Origin of the sequence: Stenotrophomonas sp. Y-13, from assembly GCF_046267925.1 — a bacterium.
Classification (GTDB): Bacteria; Pseudomonadota; Gammaproteobacteria; order Xanthomonadales; family Xanthomonadaceae; genus Stenotrophomonas; species Stenotrophomonas acidaminiphila_A.
Genome location: NZ_CP176501.1, coordinates 186,529 through 206,409 on the forward strand (window position 1 = coordinate 186,529; position 19,881 = coordinate 206,409).

At 67.3% G+C, this 19,881-nt stretch carries 14 protein-coding genes, 1 tRNA gene and 1 pseudogene; 9 read left to right on the plus strand and 7 right to left on the minus strand.

Going from position 1 to position 19,881, the window contains the following annotated elements:
- Nucleotides 1-17: 17 nt before the first annotated feature.
- From ACJ7VY_RS00810 to bioB, 4 genes are all read right to left on the minus strand, one after another.
- Entirely contained in the window at nt 18-800 is a 783-nt protein-coding gene (locus tag ACJ7VY_RS00810) for an SDR family oxidoreductase (RefSeq protein ID WP_409476160.1), read from the minus strand.
- A 60-nt stretch (nt 801-860) separates the two neighbouring features.
- Nucleotides 861-1,628, minus strand: a complete 768-nt coding sequence (bioH, locus tag ACJ7VY_RS00815) for a pimeloyl-ACP methyl ester esterase BioH (RefSeq protein ID WP_161615630.1) — start codon at nt 1,626-1,628, stop codon at nt 861-863.
- Between the two features lie 16 nt (nt 1,629-1,644).
- Entirely contained in the window at nt 1,645-2,856 is a 1,212-nt protein-coding gene (bioF, locus tag ACJ7VY_RS00820) for an 8-amino-7-oxononanoate synthase (RefSeq protein WP_409476161.1), read from the minus strand.
- Nucleotides 2,857-2,996: 140 nt separating this feature from the next.
- Nucleotides 2,997-4,025 carry a biotin synthase BioB gene (gene bioB, locus ACJ7VY_RS00825; protein ID WP_104937730.1) on the minus strand — a complete coding sequence of 343 codons (1,029 nt, stop codon included), beginning with the start codon at nt 4,023-4,025 and terminating at the stop codon, nt 2,997-2,999.
- 49 nt (nt 4,026-4,074) lie between these two features.
- Between bioB and ACJ7VY_RS00830 the strand changes: the two genes are divergently transcribed.
- Together ACJ7VY_RS00830 and ACJ7VY_RS00835 are read left to right on the plus strand one after the other, a co-directional pair.
- Nucleotides 4,075-4,803 (plus strand): ComF family protein, encoded by a 729-nt coding sequence (locus ACJ7VY_RS00830; protein WP_409476162.1) that lies wholly within the window; start codon nt 4,075-4,077, stop codon nt 4,801-4,803.
- Nucleotides 4,804-4,873: 70 nt separating this feature from the next.
- Nucleotides 4,874-5,449 (plus strand): HdeD family acid-resistance protein, encoded by a 576-nt coding sequence (locus ACJ7VY_RS00835; RefSeq protein WP_409476163.1) that lies wholly within the window; start codon nt 4,874-4,876, stop codon nt 5,447-5,449.
- Between the two features lie 49 nt (nt 5,450-5,498).
- Here ACJ7VY_RS00835 and ubiA read toward each other — a convergent pair whose 3' ends face one another.
- A complete protein-coding gene (gene ubiA / locus ACJ7VY_RS00840) occupies nt 5,499-6,392 on the minus strand; it encodes a 4-hydroxybenzoate octaprenyltransferase (protein ID WP_409476164.1) in 894 nt (297 codons plus the stop codon).
- Between the two features lie 150 nt (nt 6,393-6,542).
- Here ubiA and ACJ7VY_RS00845 point away from each other — a divergent pair.
- Together ACJ7VY_RS00845 and ACJ7VY_RS00850 are read left to right on the plus strand one after the other, a co-directional pair.
- Nucleotides 6,543-6,619: transfer RNA gene (locus tag ACJ7VY_RS00845), tRNA-Arg, on the plus strand.
- Nucleotides 6,620-7,399: 780 nt separating this feature from the next.
- The gene (locus ACJ7VY_RS00850) at nt 7,400-7,795 is read left to right on the plus strand and encodes a hypothetical protein (protein ID WP_409476165.1); all 396 of its coding nucleotides are present in this window, start codon (nt 7,400-7,402) and stop codon (nt 7,793-7,795) included.
- A 238-nt stretch (nt 7,796-8,033) separates the two neighbouring features.
- Here the strand turns inward: ACJ7VY_RS00850 and ACJ7VY_RS00855 are convergent, their stop codons facing one another.
- Both ACJ7VY_RS00855 and ACJ7VY_RS00860 read right to left on the minus strand, forming a co-directional pair.
- Nucleotides 8,034-11,633 carry a calcium-binding protein gene (locus ACJ7VY_RS00855; RefSeq protein WP_409476166.1) on the minus strand — a complete coding sequence of 1,200 codons (3,600 nt, stop codon included), beginning with the start codon at nt 11,631-11,633 and terminating at the stop codon, nt 8,034-8,036.
- A 57-nt stretch (nt 11,634-11,690) separates the two neighbouring features.
- Nucleotides 11,691-12,206: a hypothetical protein gene (locus tag ACJ7VY_RS00860; RefSeq protein ID WP_409476167.1), complete on the minus strand. Its 516-nt coding sequence runs from the start codon at nt 12,204-12,206 to the stop codon at nt 11,691-11,693.
- A 363-nt stretch (nt 12,207-12,569) separates the two neighbouring features.
- On the opposite strand from ACJ7VY_RS00860, the pseudogene ACJ7VY_RS00865 reads away from it, so the two are divergent.
- From ACJ7VY_RS00865 to ACJ7VY_RS00885, 5 genes and pseudogenes are all read left to right on the plus strand, one after another.
- A pseudogene (locus ACJ7VY_RS00865) lies at nt 12,570-13,631 on the plus strand (IS3 family transposase).
- Between the two features lie 116 nt (nt 13,632-13,747).
- Complete coding sequence (gene lexA / locus ACJ7VY_RS00870; RefSeq protein WP_321989772.1) at nt 13,748-14,353, plus strand: transcriptional repressor LexA; 606 nt, start codon at nt 13,748-13,750, stop codon at nt 14,351-14,353.
- On the plus strand, nt 14,354-14,977 hold the full coding sequence (gene imuA / locus ACJ7VY_RS00875) for a translesion DNA synthesis-associated protein ImuA (RefSeq protein WP_313233327.1): 624 nt from the start codon (nt 14,354-14,356) through the stop codon (nt 14,975-14,977).
- Between the two features lie 9 nt (nt 14,978-14,986).
- A complete protein-coding gene (locus ACJ7VY_RS00880) occupies nt 14,987-16,408 on the plus strand; it encodes a Y-family DNA polymerase (RefSeq protein WP_409476168.1) in 1,422 nt (473 codons plus the stop codon).
- Complete coding sequence (locus ACJ7VY_RS00885) at nt 16,405-19,650, plus strand: error-prone DNA polymerase (protein ID WP_409476169.1); 3,246 nt, start codon at nt 16,405-16,407, stop codon at nt 19,648-19,650. Before ACJ7VY_RS00880 ends, ACJ7VY_RS00885 begins: the two co-directional genes overlap by 4 nt.
- The last annotated feature ends 231 nt before the right edge of the window (nt 19,651-19,881 follow it).

Here is a 19,881-nt window from a genome sequence, read left to right on the forward strand (position 1 = left end):
ACGTGGTTGCTACGGGGTCAGAAGGTACCGGGGTAGGCGCCGCCGTCGATCAGCAGGTTCTGCCCGGTGATGTAGCCGGCGTGCACGCTGCACAGGAAGGCGCAGGCGGCGCCGAACTCGTCCGGCGTGCCGAAGCGGCCGGCGGGAATGCCGGCGCGGCGGCGCGCGGCCACCTCGTCCAGCGGCAGCTGCTGGCGGCGCGCGCTGGCGTCCAGGGTGCCGCGCAGGCGGTCGGTGTCGAACGCGCCGGGCAGCAGGTTGTTGAGGGTGACGTTGCGCGCCAGGTGGGTGCGGGCGACGCCGGCGACGAAGCCGGTGAGCCCCGAGCGCGCGCCGTTGGACAGGCCGAGGATGTCGATCGGCGCCTTTACCGCGCTGGAGGTGATGTTGACCACGCGGCCGAAGCCGCGCGCGGCCATGCCGTCGACGGTGGCGCGGATCAGTTCGATCGGGGTCAGCATGTTGGCGTCCAGCGCGGCCAGCCACTGTTCGCGCTCCCAGTGGCGGAAGTCGCCCGGCGGCGGGCCGCCGGCGTTGGTGACCAGGATGTCCACCTGCGGGCAGGCGGACAGCGCGGCCGCGCGGCCGGCGGCGGTGGTGATGTCGGCGGCGACGGCGATGACCTGCCCGGCGCCGGGCAGCGCGCGCAGTTGCGCCGCGGCCGCTTCCAGCGCGTCGGTGCCGCGGGCGACGATGACCACGTTGGCGCCTTCGCCGGCCAGTGCGAGCGCGCAGCCCAGCCCCAGCCCCCTGCTGGCGCCGCAGACCAGTGCCCAGCGCCCGGCGATGCCCAGATCCATCGCGTTACTCCCGGTGTGTCCCGTGGCCGCACATGATCGGCGATGCGCGCAGCTGGCGGCTCACGCGCAGGCCGCAACGAAGCGTTGCAGCCGCCCGGCGACGTCGTCGGCATGGCCCAGGAACGGCGCGTGGCCGCCGCCGTCGATGGTGTGCGCGGTGTGCAGCCCGGCCGGGGCCAGCGCCGCGGCGCCGTGCATGGCGTTGGCCGGCACCAGCCGGTCGCGCTGGCCGCCGATCCACAGGCCGGGCACGCGCAGCCCGGGCAGGGCGCCGCGCAGGTCGCTGCGGTCCAGCAGGGCCAGGCCTTCGTGCAGGGCGCGCGGTGCCGGTTCGCCGCGCGCGACCAGCGCCTCGCGCAGGGTGCGCAGTTCGCTGCGCGCGTGCTGCGAGCCCATCACGTCCAGCGCCAGGAAGCGTTCCAGGGTGCCGCGGTAATCCTGTTCCAGGTCCTGGCCGAACTGTTCGAACACGCTGCGCTCCACCGCGTCGGGCCAGTCGGCGTCGCGCACGAAGCGCGGTGTGGCGGCCAGCATCGCCAGCCCGCGCACCTGCGGCAGGGTGGCCGCGCCGTGCAGCGCCACCAGCCCGCCCAGCGACCAGCCGCACCAGACCGCCGGCGGGGTGGCCGCGGCAATGGCGTTGACCAGGTAGGGCAGGCGCAGCGGGGTGTCGTCGTCGCGGCTGAAGCCGTGGCCGGGCAGGTCCACCACGTGCAGCTGGAAGTGTGGCGACAGGCGCTGCACCAGCGGCGCGAAGATGCCGCCGTGCAGTGCCCAGCCGTGGATCAGGACCAGTGCCGGGCCGCTGCCGGTGACGTCGATATGCATGCGTATACGGTGTTCTTCAGGCGCTGGCGGTGTTCAGCGACTGCTCGTAGGCGAGCAGGTCGCGGGCGCGGGCGGTGGCTTCGACCAGCGCCTTGACCTGTTCCAGGGTGTGCAGCGCCGACAGGGTGATGCGCAGCCGCGCCTTGCCTTCGGGCACGGTGGGCGGGCGGATCGCCCCGACCATGAACCCGGACTGCTCCAATGCCGCGCCCAGCGCCATCACCGTGGCCTCGTCGCCGCACAGCAGCGGCTGGATCGGCGTTTCCGAGGGCATCAGTTCCAGGCCGTTGCGGCGCGCGCCGTCGCGGAACGCGGCGATCAGTTCGACCAGCTTCTCGCGGCGCCAGTGGTCGCGCCGCGCCAGCTTCACCGCGGCCAGCGAGGCGGCGGCCTGCGCCGGCGGCAGCGCGGTGGTGTAGATGTACGGGCGCGCGGTTTCGGCCAGGTGCTGGATCAGGCTTTCCTCGCCCAGCACCACCGCGCCGTGGCCGCCCAGCGCCTTGCCCAGGGTGGCCAGCTGCAGCGGTACTTCGTTGACCCCGAGCCCGGCGTCGGCCACGCAGCCGCGGCCGTGTTCGCCGACCACGCCGATACCGTGCGCGTCGTCCACGTAGAACAGCGCCTCCTGCATGCGCGCCACCAGCGACAACGAGCGCAGCGGGGCGATGTCGCCGTCCATGCTGAACACGCCGTCGGTGGCGAGCATGGCGGCGCCGTCGGCGGCGTTCTTCAGCTGGCGCATGGCGCCTTCGCTGTCCAGGTGCGGGTAGCGGCGCAGGCGGCAGCCGGCCAGGCGGGTGGCGTCGAGCAGGCTGGCGTGGTTGAGGCGGTCCTGCACGCAGACGTCGCTCTCTTCGGACAGCAGTGCCTGCTGCACGGCGAGGTTGGCCATGAAGCCGCTGTCGAACAGCAGCGCGCGCGGATAGCCGAGCCAGTCGGCCATTTCCCGTTCCAGCTGCTCGTGCAGCGCGTGGTGGCCGCAGACCAGGTGCGAGGCGGTGCTGCCGGCGCCTTCGCGGCCGGCGGCGTCCTGCAGCGCGGCGACCACTTCGAACTGCTGCGACAGGCCCAGGTAATCGTTGCTGCAGAAGCCGGTGAGCCACCTGCCGCCGACTTCCAGGCGCACGCCGTCGCGGCGGCCGACGCTGCGGCGCACGCGGACGCGCCCCTGCGCTTGGCGGAGCTTGCGCTGGTCCTGCAGGCGGGCGAGGAGGTCGGGGCGGGCCATGGCGTCAGTTCATGGACGGGTGGGCGGCTAGCGTAACCGGTCGCCGCTGCAGCCGCTTGCGGCGCGGCCCGGCGGCAGGCCGCGCGGCGTGGGGGGCGCGGCGATGCCGGGCACCGCCGCCGCTGCCTGCCGCGGCCGGTTCAGGCGGTCGCCGCGCAGGCCGGGGCGATGTCCAGGTGCACGGTGCCGGGGTGGTCGTGGTCGTCGGCATCCACGTTGACCTGCATCGGCGAAATGCCCAGCCGCGCGAACAGCGCCTGGTCGCGCGCGGTGTCCGGGTTGCCGGTGGTCAGCAGCTTTTCGCCGTAGAAGATGGAATTGGCGCCGGCGGCGAAGCACAGCGCCTGCAGTTCGTCGCTCATGCTCTCGCGCCCGGCCGACAGCCGCACCATCGAGCGCGGCATGGTGATGCGCGCCACCGCGATCATGCGCACGAACTCGAACGGATCCAGCTCGGCGCTGCCATGCAGCGGCGTGCCGGCGACCTGCACCAGGCGGTTGATCGGCACCGAGTCCGGGTGCGCCGGCAGGTTGGCCAGCGCCAGCAGCAGGCCGGCGCGGTGTTCGCGGGTCTCGCCCATGCCGACGATGCCGCCGCAGCAGGTCTTCAGCCCGGCGTTGCGCACGTGTTCGAGCGTGTCCAGCCGGTCCTGGTACTGGCGGGTGTGGATGATCGAGTCGTAATAGTCCGGCGCGGTGTCGAGGTTGTGGTTGTAGTAGTCCAGCCCGGCGTCCTTGAGCGCCTGCGCCTGGTGGCCTTCGAGCATGCCCAGGGTGGCGCAGGTTTCCAGCCCCAGCGCCTTCACTTCGCGGATCATCGCCGCCACCTTGGGGATGTCGCGGTCCTTGGGCGAGCGCCAGGCCGCGCCCATGCAGAAGCGCGAGGCGCCGGCCTGCCTGGCGGCGCGGGCGCGGGCGACCACGCTGTCGGTGTCCATCAGCTTCTGCGCGTCCACGCCGGTGTCGTAGCGCTGCGCCTGCGGGCAGTAGGCGCAGTCTTCCGGGCAGCCGCCGGTCTTGACCGACAGCAGGGTGGAGACCTGCACCTGCGCCGGGTCGAAATGTTCGCGGTGCACGCTGGCGGCGCGGAACAGCAGTTCGGGGAAGGGCAGGTCGAACAGCGCCAGCAATTCCTCGCGGCTCCAGTCGTGGCGGATGACGGCGGGCATCGGTGTTTCCTGACAGATCGGGCAACGGAAGCGGGGCAGTCTGGTGAGCATGCAGCCTGCTGTCAACAAATCGCTAAGTGCTTTGGTTTACAGGGTGGGCGCGGCGCTGTCCGGGCTGGTGTTCCCGCCGCTGTGCCTGGTCTGTGGCGAGCCGGGCACGCCCGGCCGCGACCTGTGCGCCGCCTGTGCGGCCGCGCTGCCCTGGCTGGAACGCGCCTGCCGTGGCTGCGCCCTGCCACTGCCGGCCACCGAACCGGACGGGGCGCTGTGCGGCGCCTGCCAGGGCGCGCGTTCGCCGCTGGCGGCGGTGCATGCCGCGCTGCTGTACGCGGCGCCGGCGGACGGGCTGCTGCGGCGTTTCAAGTTCCATGGCGACCTGGCCGCCGGGCGCCTGCTGGCGCAGCTGATGCACGCCCGGCTGGCGCCGGTGGCGCGGCCGCAGGCGCTGGTGCCGGTGCCGCTGCACCTGTCGCGCCTGCGCCGGCGCGGCTACGACCAGGCGCTGGAGCTGGCGCGGCCGCTGGGCCGCGCGCTGCAGCTGCCCGTGCTGGCCGGCCTGCACCGCACCCGCGCCACCCCGCCGCAGTCGGCGCTGGATGCGGCCGCGCGCCGGCGCAATCTGCGCCAGGCCTTCGCCGCCCGCGGGCGCCTGCCGGCGCACGTGGCGCTGGTCGACGACGTGATGACCACCGGTACCACCGTGCAGGCCGCCGCCCGCGCGCTGCGCCGGGCCGGGGTGGTGCGGGTCGATGCCTGGGTGTGCGCGCGGGTACCCTGAACACGGCAGGGCGACACGCCCGGCCTATGCTTGTCCTGCAACGCATTCCCTGACTGCAAGGAGCGATGACATGAATGGCAACCCGAATTTCCCTTCCGACACGCTGCTTGGCGCGATGTCGCGCCACTGGTGGGTGGTCCTGCTGTTCGGCCTGTTCGCGGTGGCTTTCGGCGTGCTGGCGGTGATGGCACCGGTACGCACCGCCGCGGTGCTGGCGCTGTGGCTGGGGGTGGTGGCGATCGTCGAGGGCGTGGTGGCGCTGGCCGCGGCGATCGCCGGTTCGGCGCCGGTATCGCGGGGCTGGGCGGTGTTCTACGCGCTGGTGTCCATTGCCTTCGGCGTGCTGGCGATCCTCAACCCGCTGGCCACGGCGAGCGTGCTGCTGCTGTTCCTGGCGGCGTGGCTGGTGGTCGGCGGCATCTACCGCATCGTCTTCGCCATCCGCGTGCGCAAGCACATCCGTGGCGAATGGCTGCTGGTCCTCAGCGGCCTGCTGGCGGTGGTGCTGGGCGTGCTGTTCGCGCTCAACCCGCTGAGCGGGCTGATGGTCACGTCGCTGTGGATCGGCGCGATGGCGCTGGTCTACGGCGTGCTGCAGGTGGTGGCGGCGTTCCGCCTGCGGCGGCTGGGCAGGACGGCGGCCTGAGGCACCGCCGCGACGGCAGCGGCCCGTCCGGTGGCGGGCCGCTGCCCGGTCAGTGCAGGTACTGGCTGGCGACGATGCCGGCGAACAGCACCGCCCCGACCCAGTTGTTGTGCAGGAACGCGCGGAAGCAGGCCTGGCGCTCGCGCGTGCGGCAGATCCAGAACTCCCAGGCCACCAGCGCCACCGCCACGCCGAGGCCGGCCCAGTAGGCCATGCCCAGCCCGGCACGCTGGCCGGCCAGTGCCATGGCTGCGAAGAACAGCGCGTAGAGGATGCCCTGGATCACCAGGTCCAGGTCGCCGAACAGGATGGCGGTGGAGTGCGAGCCGACCTTGAGGTCGTCGTCGCGGTCGACCATCGCATACCAGGTGTCGTAGGCGGTGGACCACAGGATGTTGGCCGCGTACAGCACCCAGCCCAGCGGCGGCACTTCGCCCTGCACCGCGGCGAAGGCCATCGGGATGCCCCAGCCGAAGGCCATGCCCAGGTAGACCTGCGGCAGGTGGGTGTAGCGCTTGAGGTAGGGGTAGGTGGCGGCCAGGAACACGCCGACGAAACTCAGCCCGATGGTCAACGCGTTGAGGGTCAGCACCAGCGCGAATGCGATCAGCATCAGCCCGGCGAACAGCGCCAGCGCCTCGCGCCCGGACACCGCGCCGGTGGCCAGCGGGCGGTCCTGGGTGCGCTTGACGTGCGGGTCCAGCCAGCGGTCGGCGTAATCGTTGATCACGCAGCCGGCCGAGCGGGTCAGCCACACGCCGGCGGTGAACACGAACAGCGTCCACGGTGCCGGCATGCCACCGGACGCCAGCCACAGCGCCCACCAGGTCGGCCACAGCAGCAGCAGGGTGCCGATCGGGCGGTCGGCGCGCATCAGTTTCCAGTAGCTGGCCAGCCGCGACGGCACCGGCGCCGGCTGTTGTTGGTAGCGTTCGTAACCCATGCGCACAGGTTACCAGCCGGGCCCGGCGGTCCGTTGCCCCGGGTGGGTGTGATGGGGGCAGACCTGCGCATGCATTTACCGTTAGAATGCGCGTCCGCCCGGCAGCGCCGGACGGTGGGGAGCCACCTGGCTCCCGCAGCGACACACAACGCGCCCGTAGCTCAGCCGGATAGAGTAGTGGCTTCCGAAGCCATTGGTCGGGGGTTCGAATCCCTCCGGGCGCGCCATCTTTCGATGTCGCTTCGTCGCGATTGCCGGCCTTCGCGCAGCGCGCGAAGGCGTTCGATGCCGCGCACGCCAGTGGCGTGCAGGCGCGGCCTCTCACCCCTCCGGGCGCGCCAATTAAATCAATGAGTTATTTGTCTCGATGGGTACGTGAGTACCTGCTCCAGAACGGCACGTTCGGGCGGTTGAGCAGAAGCCTCCGTGACGCCCATCCGTGGCTCTGCAGCTTCAGTACTCTGTGTAACGCCACGCACGATCATGGTGGTCATGATGCGCCGCATCGTGCGGCTCGCCCCGTGAGGCGACGTTGTGACTTTGAATGGCTGTTCCCCCTGCATTCCAGCGGCAGTCGATTGCATCTGCATCTCTGGGCCTGAAGACGACGGAGCTGCCCTCCGTCATCGCGAATTCAGATCAGGTAACCATGGAGTTGGGAAGGTCTCCGTTACAACCTGGAACACGAGATCCTGCCCAGCGATAACGCCGTGGCCCAACGCCTTCTGGAGCGAAGTGAAGACTGACTGAGGCATGTCAGGAGGTCTATGACAAACTGCATCACCGGGCTCATGCCGTGAAGCAGTTCATGTGCATGTTGCTGTCGGTTCAGGCGTTCTGGAGCCCAGCGAAGATTGCCCAGGCCCGAGCCGACCGAGAGGCATTGGTGGAGATCAATCAGGAGCTCGAGGGGTCACGCGAGGGTGCTGGCCGATCTGTTGGAATAACGTGCCCGCCTGCACAACACGTCAGGGCTATCTTCCCGGACGATGTACCCCATCCGCGACGTGATCGACGCCGCCAACGAAGATAACTGGCACTACCGGACGTTCCTGGGTGAGCCCTTGGAACACTTGGCCGGGAAACTCGACATGAAATACTGGTCGGAGTTGAACAAGATCAGGTTGACGATTGCCAACGATGCTGAGCACGCCGAACTGGAAGCCGCCGACCCACTGACCGAAGCGGCCACGTTGAGCAAGCGGCCGTCCACGTCCGACCAGGTGTTGGCTTTTCTGGCCTACATTGAGCAATGCTGCGGTATCCACGATGGGGCGCCGCCCGCCTGCGTCGTGATCAGTGCCTCGCATCACGAATACAACGAGGAGAGACCGAAGAAGAGCCTCGGCGGGCTGACACCTGCGGCTTATACAAAACAACTGGTCGAGAGCCGGCCACATTGAACCCGGACTCCAAACGGACCCGCTACTGAAGGCGTGATGTCACATAACGTCAATGCACATCACGATGCTCCCCGGGCCGCGCGAATTGATCGCGCCCGACTTGCAAGCAAGGAAGACTCTGAGTGAGCCTTTCCCATGCTCTAACCAACTGTCCTGCATCGCTGCGCAGCGCCCCCTCAAGAGACGTCGCGAGGATAAGGGAAAGATGCCCGCGCAAGTAATGCGCGGGCCAATTCCTTCAATGAGTCAATGAGGCCTGCCGCGTACCGGGATCCGCCACAAGAGCCCCGGCAATATATCTGGCATGGTCCCAAGGATTCGCACTTCCCAGGGGAAGGGTACTGTGATCGGGCCCCGAGTAGGAGGCTATCGCGTCAATCAGACGAAGAAGCTCTGCCGAGTAGCGCGGAGATGGCCAAGCCTCCTCAACATGATCCTTAGGCAATCCTATAGAACTGACTGGATCGAGCAGATCCCCTGAGACAGATCCAAAGTGCGTCTGCATGGCAGCGACCAAGGCTCCATCCACTGTCGCCGCCAACGCCTCGGCATCCCAGATGGTGCCATCCGTGAAGCGCACTTCTTGGACTGGGTTATTGGTGCCGCCAGGCTGATCACCGGAGAAGAAAGAGGTTATGGTGACCTTGTCGCTCGTTCCGATGATAGTCAGAACAATGTTTGAGTTGACGCGTGCAGCAATCACGTCAGATGGCGAGATGCCCTCTTTGAATTGCAGGACATTCAGCTTTCCTGGCGTGATCTCACTGTCAATGACAATTGTGTCCTGCCCATCTCCCAAGCCGAAGAGGTAGGTGTCGTTGCCGAGACCACCGATGAGCGAGTCATTTCCGGCTCCGCCTTCCAGGATGTCGTCGCCAGCGTCCCCATGCAGCGTGTCGATGCCATCACCGCCATACAGGACATCATTACCTCCATTGCCTCGTAGCGTATCGTTTCCGGACTGACCGTAGATGACGTCTGCATCCTGCGTTCCGTAAATAAAGTCGGCACCCGCAGTACCTACAAATGCTCTTCGTACCAGTTCACTGGCATCCCATGTCGTCCCATCTGCGAACGCCACCATCTGGACTGGGTTGTTAACTCCGTTGGCCAGGTTACTGGTAAAGAACGACCGCACCGTCACCTGGTCGGTGGTTCCGGCAATGGTCAGGATCAGGTCGTCACTCGAACGCTTCACGACCACATCGTCAACCAGGATGTCAGCCTTGAACTCTAGGACATTCATCCGGGACGGCGAGAGATCATGGTCATAGATGATCGTGTCCTGGCCATCGCCGCGCCCGAACACATACGTGTCGTTTCCTGCACCACCACTCAGCTGGTCGTCGCCTGCACCGCCATCGAGAATATCGTCATCCGCCTCTCCAAACAGCCTGTCATCCCCTACCCCACCAAACATGCTGTCTATACCCGCGCCACCATACAAATGATCGCTTCCGGAGCCGCCGTAAAGGATATCCCCACCCTGATCTCCGTTGAGGGTGTCGTCGCCCGCGTTACCGACCAACAGATCCGCCCCCATGTTCCCGCGGATCGTTTCCCGGTCCTGTCCGCCCCACAAAACATCATTGGTGACGGAGCCAGCCATGACGCTGGAGACGCCCAGAGTAATCCCCGCAGCTGACAGGGCAGCAAGATTACCTGGCTGAGAAGTTGCATCCGAAATCCAAGACTCAAGCAAAGCCATTCCATCCCAGCCGGCTCTCTCCAGCAGTTGCCCAGCATACTTGTGCAGGTCTATCAGGTCCTCGAGGGCCTCCGTAAGATTTTCACCATGCTTAGCAACAAGCATCAGGTTTAGCGCCGACAAGTCGTACTGCCAAGACCCATTTATGTACTCTCCCGTTACGGCGCTGAGGTAGCCCCTCAATCTCGTTGCCGAGACCAAGCCTGCGTAGACAGACTCGCGAAGATCGCTATATGCCCTACGCAACACTTCGATCTGGCCCGCCGGAAGCGCGATTCGCATCACCTCCTCGCTGCCGGCCCCTGTGTTGACAGGAATCCACGAGAATGTACTGCCAGCCGTGGAAACTTGGTCTTCAAAAACGCTCACGAGACTGGAGCCATTGAACCGCTCTAGGACAGCAATCAGAGGCGATAGCTCTAAGTGTTGGGTCTCCATCCATGCTTCGACTGCTGATTGACCCTGTACTTGCACATTGGCGGGGACTGGACCGTGATAGATGACGCGCCTAGCCACGCCACCGGAAGCCTCCAGCAGCGCCTCCGTGCTCAGCATTTGCGACGTATCCGCCCAGAGCGAGATGATAGAGTCTAGGCTTCCCTGCATCTCACTACGCGTGACACTCGGCTGCAGGGTTTGGATCTCAGCCATTAGACTTGGTGACAGCGTAGCTGCCTCAGCCAGATCCCGCACGACGCCACTACCTCGGATCCCAGTGAGGACGCTCGCCTCTTCTGAGACGGGAACCGGATCCAAATCGCCCGAGTAATCGCGGAAGAAGTGGTTAATCGCCAGCAGAAGATCGCCTGCGCCCCCCGTCGATCCGTTGGCGCGCGTGAAGTAACCGAGATTATCTATAGAATTCCCGTTTCCTAGATCGATGTCTGTACTTGAAGTGGGTGTCAAGTTTACAGAAACAACGCCAAGGCTGCTCAGCGATGACAGTTCTTCGCTCTGTGATACCCCATCCTGATTGACGTCGCGCCATACGCGAACATTGGCGAACTCTGTATCGCCGGCGTCGAATAACGCATTGCCATTCGTATCTAGGTCGGCGAGTGCCGCGAATCCTGACGTGGCATGCGTTCCGTCGCTCAGCACAGTGTCGGCTCCAAAAAGCTCCTTGCCGCTATCGATCAGTCCGTTTTCGTTCCTATCCAAGACTAGGAATCCGTCATGTGGTGATGCCCAGCCGCTGCCACTTTTCACACCATCACCATCGTGATCGAAGAGAACAGTACCCGGACCGACCGTTTCTATCCCATCACCGTCGAGATCCAACACAAGTGGATCTCTCCTGGGAACAAATCGCCTCGCATCTTCGAAGCTCTCATTAACCTCTGGGCTGAAAGCCCTCTGGCTAAAGTAGTCCCATATGTTCCCTGCGTCTTCAAAGCCATCAGCAATCCACGCGTCATAGAATATCTCAGCAAGGATTCCTCCCCCTATCCCCAACGCTATGCCGGCTGCCAATGGTGCGCCGAAGAATGTGCCGATTGCAGCCAGCACGATGCCCCCCAGGATGCCACTGGATGTTTTGAGTATCCCGTTAACCTCTCCATCCTGGATTGCCACCAACAGCTGCACAATGTCAATCGCAGCGCCTACATGCGCGTACCTGGCGTCGACCATCGCCTTAGTGCTTCGTACGGCACTGGCCTTCTCTGTGAGAGCTGCCGCCCTCTCTGATGATGCGATGGCCTGATTTAGCTTGGCCTGTGCGGTCTCGCCGAGGTGAAGCGCTTGGCCGGACAGAAAGCTCTTCATCCCGATAGCGGTGTTGCGGAACTGCTCGGCCGCTCCCTCGAACCTCAGGGCATCGGACTTATGCGCTAATGATTCGGCATCGAATTGTTCCGCAATGGTCTTCAGGAGTTCAGAGTAGGCATGGTCCCCGGTCCGCACAGCGGCGTAGAACATCACCAAGTTGGGAACTTTATAGTCGTTGATAGCTTGGGACGTCAAAAGCGCCGCGCTCAGTAGGCCTTGAGAGAATTGGCTTATGTTGACAACGCTGCCGTTACCGTACGCCGTGAACATCCGGGAGTATTCGTCGTAGCTAAGTGTCAGCGTGGTGCCATCAGGATTCTCTATGGTGACCTCTCCTGTCACCGGATCGACCAGTAACACTGGCCCCAGGCTTGAGCTTCATGAATCGCGTCATTCCATGCCCCCTTCTGATGGTAGTTAGTCAAGAAAGAACTTTCTAATCAGCGCCACTCCAAAACCAATCGCCGACCCGACCGCACAGAAGGGCATCCATCCCTGAGTCGACATAGCCAACATGGAATCCCCAATCCTCAAGTACCTAACATTTTGCCCTTCCATTCCAAATGAAGCCGCGATAGCGAAGGCCACAACAATCAGGCCCAGCGGAACTGCGGCAACACGCTGAGCGGGCTTGAACGTATCAGAAGCCCATTCCGAGTAACCACCGTCCGCGCTATGGATCATTGATCTATAGAAGGCCAATGCAGAAGCGGGCACAACCGGCAGGGTCATCATGTAGTAGATTTCGCCGAACACGCCCATTTGCGACTTGCCGGAGAGATGTGTCACCCAAGGAAATTGGCGTGCGATCCCAGTCAGCAGAGCGACAAGCTTCGACTCCGGGCCTAAGGAGTAGCAAACTCCAACGACAGCTCCTGCTACGACCACATTAATCGCTACGACTATCCACCACTTTCGGTAAAAAAAATTCATCTTCCCCCTCCCAACTAATGCAGTAGGCCACCAGTCGCGCGTAACGCCAGCTGGCAGTTTGTCGGCGCTGTGGTCGCTGTGCCCCTCAGCGACCTGCCCGAGCCAGATCCAGAACAACTTATGATCCTCATTTCTCCTGCAGACTCTCATCTACATAACGCCGCAGTGGACTGAGGAGATGATTATTTATTCTCCGCCTCCCGATTTTCACTTCAGCCGCACGGCCATGCCGGAACTTAAGTCGCATCACTGATCCGTCGACGTTCATAGAATCACCGTGGAGTCTAACGCAAGCAGGAAATCGAGGTCCCCCAGTTTTGAGTAGCACAGCGATTAGGAGTCCAATCATCCAGCTCATGGAGAATGGATGTGAAGAAGCGATTTTCCGAAGAGCAGATCATCGACTTCCTGCGTGAGGCCGAAGCCGGCATGGCAGTGAGGGGCCTATTGCCCAAGCATGGCTTCAGAGAAGTCTCATACCTACCTTTGGCGCAGCAAGTTCGGGGGTATGACGGTGCCCGAGGCCAGGCGACTTAAGGAGCTGGAGGCGGAGAACGCCCAGCTGAAGAAGCTACTGGCAGAGTCGATGTTGGAGAACGAGGCTACTCGCGAGGCACTGCGAACAAAGTGATGATCGCACCGGTGCGACGATTGCTGGCGCGGGAGATGACGAGCCAAAGGATTAACGAACGCCGTGCATTGACGATGCTGCGTATGAGCGTCAGCGCTTTGCATTATGCACCGCGGGGACCGCAACGGCGAACTTCGGTAGCGGATCGTGGCCTTGGCGCAGCGGCACAAGTGCCATGGCGTCTGAATGATCTGGCTGAAGCTTAGGCAAGAAGGATGCTCGTGAAGTACAAGCGTGTAGAGCGGTTGTATCAGGTCGCCAAGCTGCAGGTACGCCTCCGCAGGCGCAAAGGGGGCAGGCGAACGGCACCCCTTGTTTCGCTGCACGGCGCCCAACGAGGTCTGGTCGATGGACTTCGTATTCGATCGCACCGCGGAGGGCCGCGTCATGAAGTGCCGGACGGTCGTCGACGACGCTAAGCACGAGGTCTTTGTTACTGAGGTCGAACGCACGATCTCCAGCATGGGCGTAATGTGCGTGATGGATCGTCTGGCGCGGGCTTCCGAAGGTGATCCGTAGCGACAACCGCAAAGAGTTCTGTAGCAAGGAGGTGGTCACCTGGGCCCACGAGCGTGGCGTGCAACTGCGCCTGATCGAATCGGGCAAGCCAAACCAGAACGCCTACATCGAATCGTTCAATGGCGCGCTTGCGCGACGAGTGCCTCAATGAACACTGGTTCCCAAGTCTGCTTCACGCATGCACCGAGATTGAAAACCGGCGCAGGGTATACAACGATGAGCGGCCAAAGAAGACATTGGGCGGGCTGACACCCGCCGCATACGCCGAGCAGTGAAGAAAAGCCGGAACGCCCGCAGTGGCGCCTGCTTTTTTGTCGCTGCCTTCCGTGGTGCAGGAGTCGCGCGGCCAATACTGGCCTCTGCCACGCAATGGGTGTACAAATGTACACCCATGATCCCCGCCGACCTGCCACCGCAGCGCGCCGCCGTCCTCGCCTTCCTGCGCGGGGAGCTGGCGGCCGGGCGCGCGCCCAGCCTGGCCGAAATCGCCGATGCCTTCGGCTTTGCCTCGCGCAACGCCGCGCAGAAGCACGTGCAGGCGCTGCTGGCCGATGGCCTGCTGGAGCAGCTGCCCGGGCGCAAGCGCGGCCTGCGCCTGCCCGGTGGCGACGCCGACCTGCTGCCCTTGCCGGTACTGGGGCGGGTGGCCGCGGGCCAGCCGATCGGTGCCGACATCGGCCTGGACCAGCAGTTCTGGCTGGACCGGCGGCTGTTCGCGCTGCGTCCGGACTACCTGCTGCGGGTGCAGGGTGATTCGATGATCGACGACGGCATCCTCGACGGCGACCTGGTCGGGGTGCAGCGCACGCCCGAGGCGCGCGACGGCCAGACCGTGGTGGCGCGCGTGGATGGCGAGCTGACCATCAAGCGCCTGCAGTGCGGGCCGCGGCGCATCCACCTGCTGCCGCGCAACCGCGCGCATGCGCCGATCGAGGTGCGGCCGGGCCAGGATTTCGCCATCGAAGGCGTCTACTGCGGGCTGGTACGCCCGGGTTGAATGGGCACCGTGGTCGCCCTCGACAGCCTGCTGGCGGCGCAGACGCTGTGGCACGCCGGGCGTGCCTCGGCCGCGGCGCTGGGCGAGCCCACCGGCCACGCCGCGCTCGATGCGCTGCTGCCGCAGGGCGGCTGGCCACGGCATGCACTGACCGAACTGCTGTTGCCGGCCGATGGCGTGGGCGAGCTGGCGCTGCTGCTGCCCACGCTCGCGCGGCTGAGCCAGGCCGGCGCCACGGTGGCGGTGGTGGCGCCACCGTATGTGCCCTACGCCCCGGCCTGGCAGGCCGCGGGCGTGGCGCTGGAGCGGCTGGAGATCGTGCAGGCCACCCCGCGCGATGCGCTGTGGGCGTTCGAGCAATGCCTGCGCAGTGGCGCCTGCGCCGCGGTGCTGGGCTGGCCGCGGCAGGCCGACACCCCGGCGCTGCGGCGGCTGCAGGTGGCGGCCGACAGCGGCCAGTGCCTGGGGTTCGCCCTGCGCGACCGCCGCCATGCGGCCAATCCCTCGCCGGCCGCGTTGCGCCTGGAAGCGGTGCGCGACGCGCACGGCGGCAGCGCCTGGCAGGTGCGCAAGTGCCGTGGCGGCCCGGCGCCGGCGCGCGCCTTCGCCCTGGCCACGCGGTGAGGCGCGGCCATGCTCTGGGCCTGTGTACTGCTGCCGCAGCTGGCGCTGGACGCCGTCCTGCGCCGTTGTCCTGACCCGCAGGCGCCGCTGGCGCTGGTCGGCGGCCCGGCGCAGCTGCGCACCCTGCAGGCGGTCAACGCCGCCGCGGCCGCCGCCGGGGTCCAGGCCGGCATGCGCTTGACCGCGGCGCATGCGCTGCTGCCCGGGCTGGCCCTGGTCGAACACGATCCGCAGGCCGAGGCGCGCTGGCAGCGCTTCCTGGCCGCCTGGGCCTACCGCCACAGTTCGCTGGTCAGCGCGCAGTGGCCCGGCTGCATCGTGCTGGAAGTGCGTGCCAGCTTCGCCCTGCTCGGTCCGTGGCCGCGCATCGAGGCGCGGCTGCGCGAGGAACTGGCGCTGCTGGGTTTCAGCCACCGCATCGGGCTGGCGCCGACGCCGCGCGCGGCGCAGGTGCTGGCCGGCCTGGGCGATGGCCTGGCGGTCACCCAGCCGGCGGCGATGACGGCGCTGCTGGACCGGGTGCCGGTGGCGCACGCGCGGTTGCCGGGGGACACCGGCGAGCGCCTGCGGCACATGGGCATCGGCGACCTGCGCACGCTGCGCGCGCTGCCGCGCGATGCGCTGCGCCGCCGCTTCGGCCTGCCGCTGCTCGAACACCTGGAGCGCCTGTATGGCCACGCCGACGACCCGCTGGCGTACTACGCGCCGCCGGACCATTTCGACGCGCGGCTGGAGCTGGGCTACGAGGTCGAGAGCCACACCGCGCTGCTGTTCCCGCTGCGCCGCCTGGTCGGCGACCTGTGCACTTACCTGTCGGTGCGCGACGGCGGCGTGCAGCGTTTCGTGCTGCGGCTGGAACACGAGCAAGGCCACAGCGACGTGGCGGTGGGGCTGCTGGCCGCCGAGCGCGAGCCGGCGCTGCTGTTCGAACTGGTGCGCAACCGCCTGGAGCAGGTGCGGCTCGAGCGGCCGGTGGTGGCGCTGCGCCTGCTGGCCCGCGAACTGCCGCCGTTCGTGCCGGCCGCGCGCGACCTGTTCGATCCGCGCACGCGCCAGCAGCAACCGTGGCCGCAGCTGCGCGAGCGGCTGCGCGCGCGCCTGGGCGACAGCGCGGTGCATCGCATCACGCCGACCTGCGATCCGCGCCCGGAGCGTGCCTGGCGGCCGCTGCAGGGCGACGAGGCGCGCATCGGCGATGCCGCGCCGGGGCTGCCGCCGCGCCCGGGCTGGCTGCTGCCGCAGCCGGTGCCGCTGCGCGATCCGCGCCTGCGCATCGTGTCCGGCCCGGAACGGCTGGAAAGCGGCTGGTGGGACGGCGACGACGCGCGCCGCGACTACTACGTGCTGGAAACCTCGCAGGGCCAGCGCGCCTGGGCGTTCGCGCCGCCGGGCGAGCAGGGCGGCTGGATGCTGCACGGGTGGTTCGCATGAGCCGCCGCGAAGCCCGCGATTCGCATGCCGGCACCCGCGTGCCGCGCGCCTGGGAAGTGGCGCAGCGCCTGGGGCGCGTGGCCGCCAACGACGGCGCGCCCGGCGAGGATGCCCTGCCGGCCTATGCCGAACTGCATTGCCTGTCGGATTTCTCCTTCCTGCGCGGCGCGGCCAGCGCCGAGGAACTGTTCACGCGTGCGCGCGACTGTGGTTACGAAGCGCTGGCGATCACCGACGAATGCTCGCTGGCCGGCATCGTGCGCGCCTGGGAGGCGGCGCGCGCCAGCGGCGTCAAGCTGGTGGTCGGCAGCGAGTTCGCCCTGGCCTGCGGCCTGCGCTGCGTGCTGCTGGTGGAAACCGCCGACGGCTACACGCGCCTGTGCGAGCTGATCAGCCGCGGCCGCCTGGCGGCCGGCAAGGGCACGTACCGGCTGGCACGGGCGGACGTGGAAGCGGTGCTGGGTGGCGTCGATGCGGAGGCCTCGGGCCTGTTCGCGTTGTGGTTGCCGGGCGCCGAGCCGCAGGCGGAACAGGGGCGCTGGCTGCGGGCGCTGTTCGGTGCACGCGCGCACCTGGCGGTGGAACTGCACCGCGAGCAGGACGACGCCGCGCGCCTGCAGCAGCTGCTGGCGCTGGCCGATGCGCTGGCGATGACGCCACTGGCCAGCGGTGACGTGCACATGGACGTGCGCCGCCGGCGCATGCTGCAGGACACGATGACCGCCATCCGCTACAACCTGCCGCTGGCCGAATGCGGCGCGCACCTGTTCCGCAATGGCGAGCGCCACCTGCGCACCCGCCGCGCGCTGGGCAACATCCATCCGCCTGCGCTGCTGCAGAACGCGGTGCGGCTGGCGCGCCGTTGCCGCTTCGACCTGGGCCAGCTGCAGTACCGCTACCCGACCGAGCTGGTGCCCGACGGGCACACGCCCGGCAGCTGGCTGCGCGAACTGACCGAACGCGGCATGCGCGAGCGCTGGCCGGAAGGCGTGCCGCCCGATGTGGTCCGGCAGATCGAAAGCGAACTGGAACTGATCGCCTACAAGCAGTACGAGGCGTTCTTCCTGACCGTGCAGGACATCGTCCGTTTCGCGAAGGAGAACGGCATCCTGTGCCAGGGGCGCGGTTCCTCGGCCAATTCCGCGGTGTGCTTCGCGCTGGGCATCACCGTGGTGGACCCGGCCGAGAGCCGGTTGCTGATGGCGCGCTTCCTGTCGCGCGAGCGCGACGAGCCGCCGGACATCGACGTGGACTTCGAGCACGAGCGGCGCGAGGAAGTGCTGCAGTACGTCTACGCCAAGTACGGCCGCCACCGCGCCGCGCTGGCGGCCACGGTGATCCGCTACCGCGGCAGGAGCGCGGTGCGCGACGTGGCCCGCGCCTTCGGCCTGCCGCCGGACCAGATCGCGCTGCTGGCCGGGTGCCACGGCTGGGGCAATGGCGAGGTGCCGATGGCGCAGCGCCTGCGCGAGACCGGCTTCGACCCGGACAACCCGCTGATCCGGCGGCTGATGGCGATCACCGCGCAGTTGAACGGCCACCCGCGCCACCTGTCGCAGCACGTGGGCGGTTTCGTCATCAGCGATGCGCCGCTGTCCACCGTGGTGCCGGTGGAGAACGCGGCCATGGACGGGCGCACCATCATCCAGTGGGACAAGGACGACCTGGAGACGATGAAGCTGCTCAAGGTCGACTGCCTGGCGCTGGGCATGCTCACCTGCATCCGCAAGGCACTGGAGCTGGTGGAGCGGCACCGCGGCCAGCGCATCGACCTGGCGCGGTTGCCGGCCGGTGACGAACCGACCTACGCCATGATCCAGGCCGCCGACACCGTGGGCGTGTTCCAGATCGAATCGCGCGCGCAGATGAGCATGCTGCCGCGGCTGAAGCCGGCGTGCTTCTACGACCTGGTGATCGAGGTGGCGATCGTGCGCCCGGGGCCGATCCAGGGCGACATGGTGCATCCGTACCTGCGGCGGCGGCAGGGCCGCGAGGAGGTGACCTACCCCTCCGATGGCATCCGGAACATTTTGAGGCCCACGCTGGGCATTCCCCTGTTCCAGGAACAGGTGATGGAGCTGGTGATCCATGCCGGCTACCAGGAGCACGAAGCGGACCACCTGCGGCGCTCGATGGCGGCGTGGGGCCGCGGTGGCGACATGGAGCCGCACCGCGAGAAGATCCGCGTGTTGATGAAGCAGAAGCACTACTCGGACGCATTCATCGAGCAGATCTTCGAGCAGATAAAAGGGTTCGGTTCCTACGGCTTCCCGCAGAGCCACGCCGCCTCGTTCGCCAAGCTGGTCTACATCAGCAGCTGGCTCAAGCGGCATGAACCGGCGGCCTTCGCCTGTGCGCTGCTCAACGCGCAGCCGATGGGCTTCTATTCGCCCAGTGAGATCGTCCAGGACGCGCGCCGCGCCGGCCGCGGCGGACGCCGCGCGGTGGAGGTGCTGCCGGTGGACGTGACCCGCAGCGACTGGGACAACACCCTGGAAGGCGGGCGCGTGCGCCGCGGCCCGGGCGATGACGACGGCCAGCCAGGCATCCGCCTGGGCCTGCGCCAGGTGGCCGGGTTGCCGCAAGGCGCGGCGCTGGCGATCGTCGCCGCGCGGGCCAGGCGCCCGTTCACCGACGTGCGCGACCTGTGCCTGCGCGCCGGCCTGGACGAGCGGGCGCGGCGCGCGCTGGCCGAGTCCGGCGCGCTGCAGGCGCTGGCCGGGCACCGCCACGCCGCCCGCTGGGAAGTGGCCGGCATCGAGCGGCAGCGCCCGCTGCTGCCCGGCAGCCCCGACGAGGACGCGGTGTCGCTGCCGGCGCCTTCGGCCGGCGAGGAGGTGCTGGCCGATTACCGGGTGCTCGGCCTCACCCTCGGCGAACACCCGCTGTCGCTGCTGCGCGCGCGGCTGCAGCGCGAGCGCGTGCTCGACATCGCCCAGGTCCGGCAACTGCCGCACGGGCGCGGCGCCCATGTGGCCGGCATCGTGGTGCAGCGGCAGCGCCCGGGCACGGCCAAGGGCACGGTGTTCGTCACCCTCGAGGACGAGCATGGCCCGCTCAATGTGGTGGTCTGGCAGGCCCTGGCCGCGCGCCGGCGCAAGGTGCTGCTGGGTGCGCGGCTGATGGCGGTGCGCGGCCGCTGGGAGCAGGTCGATGGCGTGCAGCATCTGGTCGCGCGCGACCTGCACGACCTCAGCCACCTGCTCGGCGACCTGCGCACCCAATCGCGGGATTTCCACTAGCGCGACGGCGCGCCCCGACGAGGCCGGCGCAGGGATGCGCCTTCGCGCTGGGCCCGGCAGAGCCGGCGCCGGGTGCCGCCCGGATCCCGTGCGCGCCGCACCGCGCTGGCCCGGGTGTGCTTGCGCAAGCCCAAGCCCTGGCGCGCGAAGATCGGCGACAGGGCGCCGCAATCACTTCAAACCGTTGCAGGTCGGACGCGGCGTGGTCATGCGTGCCGGTGCCGCGCAGGC